We start from the raw sequence: 11,219 nt of genomic DNA on the forward strand, positions 1-11,219 counted from the left end.
CCATGCTCCGCAACGTCGGCTATGACACCAGTAAGGACGTGTGCGGCCACGGCTTCAGGACCATGGCCTCCAGCGCGATGTTGGCGATGACTTCGTTGGCATTCATGTTGGTCGAAGTGCCAGCGCCGCCTTGAATCATGTCGACCACGAACTCTTCGTGGAAATCGCCGCGGATCAGTCGTGCACAGGCTTCGCTGATGGCAGCGTGCTTGGCTTCGCTCAGATGACCCAGCTCGCGGTTGGCGTCAGCAGCGGCTTGTTTAACCATGGCCAGGCCGACAACCAGCTTCGGGTAATGCGAAATCGGAACGCCGGAGAGACGGAAGTTGTTCACCGCTCGCAGGGTCTGGATGCCGTAATACGCTTGAGCGGGTACTTCGAGTACGCCAAGCAGGTCTTTTTCTGTGCGGAAAGATGCAGCGGAGGACATGATAGAAATCATCTCGATATGGACCCGGTCTGTGCCGGAACGCTGCAAATGCTAGGCTTGTGAAGAATTTTGGGCCAATGCTGTTAAGCGCTGGCCTATGCACATTCGGCATAATGCCCATGTGACGCCGTGTGTGCGGCGAGCGTGTGACCTAATTTGGTGCGTGTCCGGGAGGGCGTGATGAATCTGGAAAGTAAATGGCTGGAGGACTTTAGCGCCCTGGCCGCCACCCGCAGCTTCTCCCAGGCTGCGGAACGGCGCTTCGTGACCCAGCCTGCATTTAGCCGGCGGATCCGCAGCCTTGAGGCCGCGTTGGGGCTGCAACTGGTCAACCGCTCGCGCACGCCGGTCGAGCTGACAGCGGCGGGGCAGTTGTTTCTGGTGACGGCGCGCACGGTGGTCGAGCAGTTGGGCGAAGTGTTGCGCCATCTCCATCATTTGGAAGGCGGGCAGGGCGAAGTGATGCAGGTGGCGGCGGCTCACTCGCTGGCGCTGGGTTTCTTCCCGCGCTGGATCGCGCAGTTGCGGAATGAAGGCCTGAACATTGCCACGCGGCTGGTGGCGACCAACGTCGGCGATGCCGTGCACGCGTTGCGTGAGGGCGGTTGCGACTTGATGTTGGCGTTCTATGACCCGGACGCAGCGATGCAGATGGACCCGGAAATCTTCCCGTCGCTGCATTTGGGCCAGACGGAGATGCTGCCAGTCTGCGCGGCGGACGCCGAGGGCAAGCCGCTGTTCGATCTGGAAGGCGAGGGCAGTGTGCCGTTGCTTGCTTACAGCGCCGGTGCGTTTCTCGGGCGTTCGGTGAACCTGCTGCTGCGCCAGCGCGCCCTGCGCTTTACCACCATTTATGAGACCGCTATGGCCGACAGCCTGAAAAGCATGGCGCTGGAAGGGCTGGGGATTGCCTGGGTGCCGCAACTGAGCGTGCGCGCCGAACTGGCTCGCGGTGAACTGGTGGTGTGCGGCGGCCCGCAATGGCATGTGCCGCTGGAGATTCGTCTGTATCGCTGCGCGCTGGTGCGCAAGGCGAACGTGCGTTTGTTATGGCGCAAGCTGGAAGGTGGTGCAGCGCAAGGCACAACCGGTCAATGATGTTTTGTAGGAGCCAGGCTTGCCGGCGAAGGCGTCCGTGAGATCGCCTTCGCCGGCAAGCCTGGCTCCTACAGGATTCGGGTAGATTTGTGGTGTTCGCTGGCTGACCTTCGAGTCAATAAAACCGGCACTTTACGCCGTATGACAGATGGTCGTTTCGGGGGCTGTTTATCTGCTTCATTGAGGTATACTGCGCGGCCTTCGGCCGGTTCGTCCGGCCATTTTTCGTACAATCAAGCCACGCAAATTGCGTGGCTTGTTGTTTTTTGACGCGCCTGCGGGCGCCCAGAGAGAAGAGGCACGACGATGAGTGCACTGGTTGGCGTGATCATGGGCTCCAAGTCCGATTGGTCCACCCTTAGCCACACCGCCGATATGCTGGAAAAGCTCGGCATCCCTTACGAGGTGAAAGTGGTCTCTGCCCACCGCACCCCGGACCTGCTGTTCCAGTATGCCGAAGAGGCTGAGGCGCGTGGCATCGAGGTGATTATCGCCGGTGCCGGTGGCGCGGCTCACCTGCCTGGCATGTGTGCGGCCAAGACCCACCTGCCGGTGCTCGGCGTACCGGTGCAGTCGTCGATGCTCTCGGGCGTCGATTCGCTGCTCTCGATCGTGCAGATGCCAGCGGGCATCCCGGTAGCCACCCTGGCCATCGGCAAGGCTGGCGCGATCAACGCGGCGTTGTTGTCGGCGAGTATCCTGGGCGCCAAGCACCCGCAGTTCCATGCGGTGCTGAAAACTTTCCGTGCTGAGCAGACAGACAGCGTCCTGGACAATCCAGACCCACGCATCGCCTGAGGTTGTTGACGATGAAGATCGGTGTAATCGGTGGCGGCCAGTTGGGCCGCATGTTGGCGCTGGCGGGCACTCCGCTGGGCATGAACTTCGCTTTCCTCGACCCGGCGCCGGACGCCTGTGCCGCCGCGTTGGGCGAGCATCTGCGGGCCGATTACGGCGATCAGGATCACCTGCGCCAGCTGGCCGATGAAGTCGATCTGGTGACGTTCGAGTTCGAAAGTGTCCCGGCTGAAACCGTGGCTTTCCTGTCGCAGTTCGTCCCGGTCTACCCGAGCGCCGAAGCCCTGCGCATCGCCCGCGATCGCTGGTTCGAGAAAAGCATGTTCAAGGACCTGGGGATTCCCACCCCGGCGTTCGCCGACATCCAGTCGCAAGCCGATCTGGAGGCTGCTGTCGCTTCGATCGGTCTGCCAGCCGTGTTGAAAACCCGCACTCTGGGTTACGACGGCAAGGGCCAGAAAGTCCTGCGCAAACCGGAAGACGTGGTCGGCACCTTCGCCGAGCTGGGCAGCGTAGCCTGCCTGCTGGAAGGCTTTGTGCCGTTCACCGGTGAAGTCTCGCTGATCGCCGTGCGTGCTCGCGATGGCGAAACCCGCTTCTATCCACTGGTTCACAACACCCACGACAGCGGCATCCTCAAGCTGTCGGTGGCCAGCACCGATCACCCGCTGCAAGCCCTGGCTGAAGACTACTCCAGCCGTGTGCTCAAGCATCTGGAGTATGTTGGCGTGATGGCGTTCGAATTCTTTGAAGTCGACGGTGGCCTCAAGGCCAACGAAATCGCCCCGCGCGTGCACAACTCCGGGCACTGGACCACCGAAGGCGCCGAGTGCAGCCAGTTCGAAAACCACCTGCGGGCCGTTGCCGGTCTGCCATTGGGTTCGACGGCCAAGATCGGCGAGAGCGCGATGCTCAACTTCATCGGCGTTGTTCCGCCGGTAGAGAAAGTCATCGCCATCGACGACTGCCATTTGCACCACTATGGCAAGGCGTTCAAGGTCGGCCGCAAGGTCGGTCACGCCAATCTGCGTTGTGCAGATCGCGAGACGCTGGCGGCGCAGATCCTCAAGGTTGAAGCGCTCATCGCCGAATAGTTTCATGTGGCAGCGGCGGAACCTTCAGTGTCCGCCGTTCTCTGATGGCAGGATGCCAAAGTCTGTCTAGGCTTTGGGCATATCCAAATCATTCAGAGGGAAATGCCATGGGAATTATCGGTACCATCTTTATCGGCTTGATCGTCGGCCTGCTGGCACGGTTCCTGAAACCGGGCGATGACAGCATGGGTTGGATCATGACCATCCTGCTCGGTATCGGCGGTTCGCTGGCGGCCACTTATGGCGGCCAGGCGCTGGGCATTTACCATGCGGGCGAAGGCGCTGGCTTCATCGGTGCACTGGTCGGTGCGATCGTGTTGCTGGTGGTCTACGGCCTGATCAAAAGAAACTGATTCAAGCGACAAAGTCCTCTCGGCTGCGCAGGCCGGGAGGGCTAGAATGCTCGCCATTCCATCGACTCTCCCTTTGCCGAGCATCTCCATGCGCCGTCTTCTGTTGACCCTCTTATTCCTGGGCTCGGGCCTTGCCCATGCCGGCGAACTGCCGGAAACCGACTGGCTGGAACTAATGCCCAAGTCGGACCAGAAAGCCCTCGAAGCCATGCCCGAAATCGACCACAACACCCCTGAAGGCGATGGCACCTTTACGTCAAAGGGTGGCATGAAGCAGGGCAAGGGTTTGCCGGCGGTGATGTACTCGACCAAAACCGTGCCGTCGATGAACGACAAGAACATCCGCATCGGTGGTTACCCGGTGCCGCTGGAGTCCGACGCCAAGGGCCGCAGCACGCTGTTCTTCCTCGTGCCCTACCCGGGCGCCTGCATCCACGTGCCGCCACCGCCGCCCAACCAGTTGGTGCTGGTGCGTTATCCGAAAGGCTTGAAGCTGGACGATATCTACACACCGCTGTGGGTGACCGGCACGCTGAAGATAGAGAAGGTCAACAACGACCTGGCCGACGCGGCGTATGCGCTGGATGCGGCGAAGGTGCGGGTAGTGAAGGAATCGGATTTGTAGCGTTTGGTGGATCGATTCGCGGGCAAGCCTCGCTCCTACAGGATATGCGCTGACCTGTAGGAGCGAGGCTTGCCCGCGAAGCTTTTAAAGGGGTTTGCTACCGATGCTCACGCCGAGTGTATGACTGGCGCCCGCTGCCAGGTTCACCACATCGTCCATCACATTCGCCGTCTCGATGCATAGCATGCGTTGCCAGCCATCGTCGGCCATGTCGCTGAACGCCGCTGCGCGATCAATCCACGGATTCCAGATCACCGCCGTGCGCGAACCGCTGCTGGTCAGCTCGATGCGCCGTTCCCAGGCCGGGTCGACAATGCTCAGCTTGGCCGGAACATTCAGGTAGATGCGGTCAGTCTCGCCAGTAAAGTCCAGATCGCCGGTCTGCGTGGCCGTGGCCCAGTCCTTGGTCGTATCGATGTAACTCAAGCCATCCAGCCCTTCGACCTGCACGTTACGCACATCGCTGACGGCGAAATAACTGTGCAACGCCTGGCTGATCGTCACGGTTTCTGTGCCGCGGTTGTGGCTGGTCAGGCTGATGTGCAGTTGCTCATCCAGACGAATACTCAGCTTCAAGTCCACCTGATGCGGCCAGCCCGGAAAACCGCCTTCGGGGTAGGGCAGGATAAATTCCACCTTCAGGCTTTCACCCTCGGCTTCGATGCCACCCAGTTCCCAATCCGTCGCGCGGACAAAGCCGTGAGCGGCAGCGGGTTCACTGCTGACGCGCATCGCCTGCACGCTCTGCGGGTTGCGCGGGAAGTTACCGAACCACGGCCAGCACACCGGCACGCCGGCGCGGATACTCTTGCCGGTCTTGAACACAGCCTCGTCGTTGAGCCAGATCAGTGGCGGTTGCCCGGCCAATTGATAACTGAGGATGTGCGCGCCTTGCTGGGCCACCAGCAGTTCGGCCTGACCGTGGCGAATGCGCCAGCAGTTCAGTTCATCCAGTTTGACGGCTTCAACGTTTGGCGTGCTCATGGGGACAACTCTCAATTTGGAACAGGACTGCAATGGACCGCAAAATGCGCGCTGTGTTTAGCGCGCTCTTGGCGGGCACGAACGGGTGCGACCGCTGCCGTCGATGGCGACGAACACAAATACCGCTTCAGTCACTTTACGCCACTCACTGGACAGCGGATCGTCGCTCCAGACCTCGACCATCATCTGGATCGAGCTGCGGCCGATTTCCAGGGCCTGGGTATAGAAGGAGAGCTGAGCGCCCACCGCTACCGGAACCAGGAACGCCATGCGGTCGATCGCAACGGTCGCCACGCGGCCACCGGCGACTTTGCTGGCCATTGCGGTGCCGGCCAAATCCATCTGCGCCACCAGCCAGCCGCCGAAAATATCGCCAAAGCCGTTGGTTTCGCGTGGAAGTGCAGTGATTTGCAGGGCCAGGTCGCCTTGCGGGATTGGATCTTCTTGTTCGAGCTCTATCATGCCGGGGGTGCCTCTGACCCGTGACTCTACGTTGGTCTTTCAGGTGAATAGCCGTCTTCAAGAAAAACGATTCAGCCCGAACATACTACGTTCGTTACGTTTTTCGTAAGGCGCCTAAAGGGAAACTCTGCGAAATCGCCTGTGGAGCCCGGCAGGCGTTTTCGCACAGCAACCCTTACAAACTGTTGCAAGATTGCGAGTATATCGGTCGGTAGACTCCGAGACGACCGTCCGGTTCTCATTTCGACCGTCAAATACGCACCTCTATGTGCTTTTTCGAACAATTTGCTATCGTGCGGACCTGCCCAAGCCTCCGCCAGCGTTGTTGGGGTTGCAGATCCGACTATAAGAGAAGCCCTTGCCATGACCACAGCGCCCTCGAGCACTGCGCAGCCAACGCAATCCGCACGTCCGTTGACCCGCAACGATTACAAGACCTTGTCGCTGTCCGCCCTGGGCGGCGCGCTAGAGTTCTACGACTTCATCATCTTCGTGTTCTTCGCCACTGTGGTCGGCAAGCTGTTCTTTCCGGCCGACATGCCCGAGTGGCTGCGCCTGATGCAGACCTTCGGCATCTTCGCCGCCGGCTACCTGGCGCGTCCGTTGGGCGGCATCGTCATGGCGCACTTCGGCGACCTGCTGGGGCGCAAGAAGATGTTCACCCTGAGCATTTTCATGATGGCGGTACCGACCCTGATCATGGGCCTGCTGCCAACCTATGCGCAGATCGGCATGTGGGCGCCGATCCTGTTGCTGCTGATGCGCGTGATTCAGGGCGCAGCGATTGGCGGTGAAGTGCCCGGCGCCTGGGTCTTCGTTTCCGAACACGTGCCCCAGCGGCACATCGGCTATGCCTGTGGCACCCTGACCAGCGGTCTGACGGCCGGCATCCTCCTGGGTTCGCTGGTCGCCACGGCGATCAACAGCATTTATACCCCGGTGGAAGTCGCGGATTACGCCTGGCGGATCCCGTTCCTGCTCGGCGGCGTATTTGGTTTGTTCTCGGTCTACCTGCGCCGCTGGCTCCACGAAACCCCGGTGTTCGCCGAACTGCAACTGCGCAAGGCCCTGGCCGAAGAAGTGCCGCTGCGCGCTGTACTGCGTGACCATCGCGGGGCGATCGTGATTTCCATGCTGCTGACCTGGCTGCTGTCCGCCGGCATCATCGTGGTCATCCTGATGACCCCGACCGTGCTGCAGACCGTTTACCACTTCACCCCGACCACCGCGTTGCAGGCCAATAGCCTGGCAATTGTGTTCCTGAGCCTGGGTTGCGTGGCGTCCGGGGCGCTGGCTGATCGCTTTGGCGCTGGCCGGGTATTCGTGTTCGGCAGTGCGTTGCTGCTGCTGAGTTCGTGGACTTTCTACCACAGCCTGTTTGATCACCCGGATTGGCTATTCCCGATGTACGCCGTGACCGGTCTGCTGGTCGGCACCATCGGCGCCGTGCCGTACGTGATGGTCAAAGCCTTCCCGGCAGTGGTGCGTTTCAGCGGTCTGTCGTTCTCCTACAACCTGGCCTACGCGATCTTCGGCGGCTTGACCCCGATGATCGTGACGTTGCTGCTCAAGGAAAGCCCGATGGGGCCTGCCTATTATGTGGCGATCATTTGCGGGGTCGGGATTCTGGTGGGTGCTTATCTTTGGAAGAAGGGGCGTTAAGGCGCGCCTTTCATCGACTGTACCGACGCCTTCGCGGGCAAGCCTCGCTCCTACAGAATTGAGGTCGTTCGCATGATGCGTGTACGACTCGGACCTGTAGGAGCGAGGCTTGCCCGCGAAGAACGATTACACGGAATTACTTCGAAACACTGAATGCTGGCCTTTCATCCAATTGTCATATTTCAGCCATAGAGTGTTCATACGGCCCGCTGATACTTGGCCCCGACTTAACACACCCTATCTGCTAGGAGTAAGGCATGAAACTGAAGCGTTTGATGGCGGCAATGACTTTTGTCGCTGCTGGCGTTGCGACTGCCAACGCGTTCGCCGCTGTTGACCCTGCTATCCCGAGCTACACCAAAACCACTGGTGTGTCGGGCAACCTGTCCAGCGTCGGCTCCGATACCCTGGCCAACCTCATGACCCTGTGGGCTGAGAACTACAAAAAAGAATACCCGAACGTAAACATCCAGATTCAGGCCGCTGGCTCTGCCACTGCGCCACCTGCGTTGACTGAAGGCACCTCTAACCTGGGCCCGATGAGCCGCAAAATGAAGGACACCGAACTGGCTGCCTTCGAGCAGAAGTACGGCTACAAGCCAACCGCTATCCCGGTTGCCGTGGACGCCCTGGCGGTGTTCGTGCACAAAGACAACCCGATCCAGCACCTGACCATGGAACAAGTCGACGCGATCTTCTCCTCGACTCGTCTGTGCGGCGCTAAAACCGACGTTAAAACCTGGGGCGACCTGGGTGTGACCGGCGACCTGGCCAACAAGCCGGTTCAACTGTTCGGTCGTAACTCGGTATCCGGCACCTACGGCTACTTCAAAGAAGAAGCCCTGTGCAAAGGCGACTACAAGCCAAACGTCAACGAACAACCAGGCTCGGCTTCGGTCGTGCAGTCGATCAGCTCCTCGCTGAACGGCATCGGTTACTCGGGCATCGGCTACAAGACAGCTAGCGTGAAAACCGTAGCCCTGTCGAAGAAAGGCAGCACCGAGTTCATCGAAGACAGCGAAGAAAACGCACTGAACGGCAAATACCCGCTGTCGCGTTTCCTCTACGTGTACGTCAACAAAGCCCCGAACAAGCCTCTGGCACCGCTGGAAGCCGAGTTCGTGAAACTGGTTCTGTCCAAACAGGGCCAGGAAGTTGTAGTGAAAGACGGCTACATCCCACTGCCAGCCAAGGTTGCTGCAAAAGCACTGGCTGACCTGGGTCTGCAAGAAGGCGGCGCTGAAGTCGCAAAGAAGTAACACCCTAGGTCCGGGGCTCGCCCCGGACCTGTAGGAGCGAAGCTTGCTCGCGAAAGCGATGGGTCAGCCAACATTGATGTTGAATGTGCCGACGCCTTCGCGGGCAAGCCTCGCTCCTACAAATGCCGGTGCATACCGGCCCCCAAAATTTTCGGTCCTCTGCCAGTACCCTCTGGCGGCGGATTTGTTGCGTCACTGCATTGTCATCTTTCTGTCATACAGGATCGCTAGGGTGTGCGCATGAATGATCTGGCCAATTCCACCATGACTACCAATCCCCCCAAGCGAATTGACTTCAATACGCCTGAGTTGCAACGCAAGCGCCGAATTCGTGCGCTCAAAGATCGCCTGACCCGCTGGTACGTCCTCGTCGGCGGCCTCGCCGTCCTCGGCGCGATCACGCTGATCTTTTTCTTCCTTGCCTACGTGGTTGCGCCGCTGTTCCAGGGTGCCAGCCTGACCGCCAAGGACGCCATCACCCCGGCCTGGATTCAAGACGCCGGCAAGCCGCTGATGATCTCTCTGGAAGAACAGAACCAGGTCGCCATGCGGGTTTCCGACAAGGGCCAGGCGCTGTTCTTCGACATCGACAGTGGCGCTGAACTCAAGCGTGTCGATCTGCCGATCCCGGCTGGCACCACCGTGACCTCCATCGGTGAAGACCAGCCGGGTCATCCGCTGGTCGCGGTCGGTCTGTCCAACGGTCAGGCGCTGGTGTTCCGTCACACGTATAAAGTCAGCTACCCGGACAACAAGAAAACCATCTCGCCGGCCATCGATTTCCCGTACGGCGACACCCCGATTGCGCTGAACGAGGCGGGCGGGGCGCTGGAGCATGTCAGCCTCAACGCCACCGACACCACGCTGATGCTGGTCGGCTCCACCGGTTCGCAACTCAATGTGCTCTCGCTGACCAGCGAAGAAAACATGATGACCGGCGAAGTCACCAACGAGCAGAAGCGCATCGACCTGCCGCAAATGACCGAGCCGGTGAAGAACATCTTCGTCGACCCGCGCCAGCAATGGTTGTACGTGATCAACGGGCGTGCCCAGGCCGACGTGTTCAGCCTGCGCGACAAGAGTCTCAACGGTCGCTACAAACTGCTGGAAAACGGCGATGCCGAGATTACCGCCAGCACCCAACTGGTGGGCGGTATCTCGCTGATCATGGGTGACTCCAAGGGTGGCCTGGCCCAGTGGTTCATGGCCCGCGATCCGGATGGCGAGCTGCGCTTGAAGCAGATCCGCAACTTCCAGATGGGCACTACGCCAATCGTTGAAATCACCGCCGAAGAGCGTCGCAAAGGCTTCATCGCCCTCGATGCGTCCGGCAAGCTCGGCGTGTTCCACAGTACCGCGCACCGCACCTTGCTGGTTGATCAAGTGGTTGAGGGGCAGGGGATTTTCGGTCTGTCGCCACGGGCCAACCGCGTGATCGTGGAAGCCGGCGGCAAGATTCAACCGCTGCTGCTCGACAACCCGCACCCGGAAGTATCGTGGAGCGCGTTGTGGAGCAAGGTCTGGTACGAGAACTACGACGAGCCTAAATACGTCTGGCAATCGACCGCAGCCAACACCGACTTCGAACCCAAGCTGAGCTTGTCTCCGCTGACCTTCGGTACCTTGAAAGCCGCGTTCTACGCCATGCTGCTGGCCGCTCCACTGGCCGTCGCTGCGGCGATCTACACCGCGTACTTCATGGCCCCGGGCATGCGCCGCAAGGTCAAACCGGTGATCGAGCTGATGGAAGCGATGCCGACGGTGATCCTCGGTTTCTTCGCCGGCCTGTTCCTCGCACCGTATGTAGAAGGGCATTTGCCGGGCATCTTCAGCTTGCTGATGCTGCTGCCGATTGGCGTGCTGGTGGCCGGTTTCATCTTCAGCCGTCTGCCTGAGTCCATCCGCCTGAAAGTGCCGGACGGCTGGGAAGCCGCGATTCTGATCCCGGTGATCCTGTTTGTGGGCTGGCTCTCGCTGTACATGAGCCCGTACATGGAAACCTGGTTCTTCGGCGGCGACATGCGCATGTGGATCTCCCACGACCTGGGCATCACCTACGACCAGCGCAACGCATTGGTGGTCGGTCTGGCCATGGGTTTCGCGGTGATCCCGAACATCTACTCCATTGCCGAAGACGCCGTGTTCAGCGTGCCTCGCGGCCTGACCCTCGGTTCCCTGGCCCTCGGTGCCACGCCTTGGCAGACCATGACCCGCGTGGTGATTCTGACCGCGAGCCCGGGCATCTTCTCGGCGCTGATGATCGGTATGGGCCGCGCGGTCGGTGAAACGATGATCGTGCTGATGGCCACTGGTAACACCCCGGTCATGGAAATGAACCTGTTCGAAGGCCTGCGCACCCTGGCCGCCAACGTCGCGGTGGAAATGCCGGAGTCGGAAGTCGGCGGCAGCCACTAGCGCGTGGTGGTCCTCTCGGCGCGGGTGCTGGTGTTGGTC

General features: G+C 60.3%; 9 protein-coding genes and 3 pseudogenes. 9 read left to right on the plus strand and 3 right to left on the minus strand.

What is annotated here, in order from left to right; genetic code table 11:
- A pseudogene (locus ACIOYV_RS17020) lies at positions 1-83 on the plus strand (integrase); the annotation flags it as partial.
- Here ACIOYV_RS17020 and ACIOYV_RS17025 read toward each other — a convergent pair.
- A pseudogene (locus ACIOYV_RS17025) lies at positions 62-430 on the minus strand (lyase family protein); the annotation flags it as partial. The pseudogenes ACIOYV_RS17020 and ACIOYV_RS17025 sit on opposite strands and share 22 nt — an antisense overlap.
- A 180-nt stretch (positions 431-610) precedes the next feature.
- Between ACIOYV_RS17025 and ACIOYV_RS17030 the strand changes: the two are divergent.
- The 5 genes from ACIOYV_RS17030 (at position 611) to ACIOYV_RS17050 (ending at position 4,398) form a co-directional block, all read left to right on the plus strand.
- Complete coding sequence (locus ACIOYV_RS17030; RefSeq protein WP_401325389.1) at positions 611-1,528, plus strand: LysR substrate-binding domain-containing protein; 918 nt, start codon at positions 611-613, stop codon at positions 1,526-1,528.
- 306 nt (positions 1,529-1,834) lie between these two features.
- On the plus strand, positions 1,835-2,326 hold the full coding sequence (gene purE / locus ACIOYV_RS17035) for a 5-(carboxyamino)imidazole ribonucleotide mutase (RefSeq protein WP_019694319.1): 492 nt from the start codon (positions 1,835-1,837) through the stop codon (positions 2,324-2,326).
- Positions 2,327-2,337: 11 nt separating this feature from the next.
- Entirely contained in the window at positions 2,338-3,420 is a 1,083-nt protein-coding gene (locus ACIOYV_RS17040; RefSeq protein WP_401325392.1) for a 5-(carboxyamino)imidazole ribonucleotide synthase, read from the plus strand.
- A gap of 107 nt (positions 3,421-3,527) precedes the next feature.
- Positions 3,528-3,773 carry a GlsB/YeaQ/YmgE family stress response membrane protein gene (locus tag ACIOYV_RS17045; protein ID WP_401325395.1) on the plus strand — a complete coding sequence of 82 codons (246 nt, stop codon included), beginning with the start codon at positions 3,528-3,530 and terminating at the stop codon, positions 3,771-3,773.
- 88 nt (positions 3,774-3,861) lie between these two features.
- Positions 3,862-4,398 (plus strand): DUF3299 domain-containing protein, encoded by a 537-nt coding sequence (locus tag ACIOYV_RS17050; RefSeq protein WP_054048741.1) that lies wholly within the window; start codon positions 3,862-3,864, stop codon positions 4,396-4,398.
- An 84-nt stretch (positions 4,399-4,482) separates the two neighbouring features.
- Here the strand turns inward: ACIOYV_RS17050 and ACIOYV_RS17055 are convergent, their stop codons facing one another.
- Positions 4,483-5,382 (minus strand): D-hexose-6-phosphate mutarotase, encoded by a 900-nt coding sequence (locus tag ACIOYV_RS17055; protein WP_401325398.1) that lies wholly within the window; start codon positions 5,380-5,382, stop codon positions 4,483-4,485.
- A gap of 57 nt (positions 5,383-5,439) precedes the next feature.
- A complete protein-coding gene (locus ACIOYV_RS17060) occupies positions 5,440-5,844 on the minus strand; it encodes an acyl-CoA thioesterase (protein ID WP_054048323.1) in 405 nt (134 codons plus the stop codon).
- A gap of 363 nt (positions 5,845-6,207) precedes the next feature.
- Between ACIOYV_RS17060 and ACIOYV_RS17065 the strand changes: the two genes are divergently transcribed.
- The 3 genes and pseudogenes from ACIOYV_RS17065 to ACIOYV_RS17075 all read left to right on the plus strand — a co-directional run.
- On the plus strand, positions 6,208-7,506 hold the full coding sequence (locus tag ACIOYV_RS17065; RefSeq protein WP_054048325.1) for an MFS transporter: 1,299 nt from the start codon (positions 6,208-6,210) through the stop codon (positions 7,504-7,506).
- 257 nt (positions 7,507-7,763) lie between these two features.
- Positions 7,764-8,765, plus strand: a complete 1,002-nt coding sequence (locus ACIOYV_RS17070; protein ID WP_054048327.1) for a phosphate ABC transporter substrate-binding protein PstS — start codon at positions 7,764-7,766, stop codon at positions 8,763-8,765.
- Between the two features lie 240 nt (positions 8,766-9,005).
- Positions 9,006-11,219: pseudogene (locus ACIOYV_RS17075) on the plus strand (phosphate ABC transporter permease); the annotation flags it as partial.

Origin of the sequence: Pseudomonas sp. NPDC087342 (assembly GCF_044744265.1) — a bacterium.
GTDB lineage: Bacteria > Pseudomonadota > Gammaproteobacteria > Pseudomonadales > Pseudomonadaceae > Aquipseudomonas > Aquipseudomonas nunensis.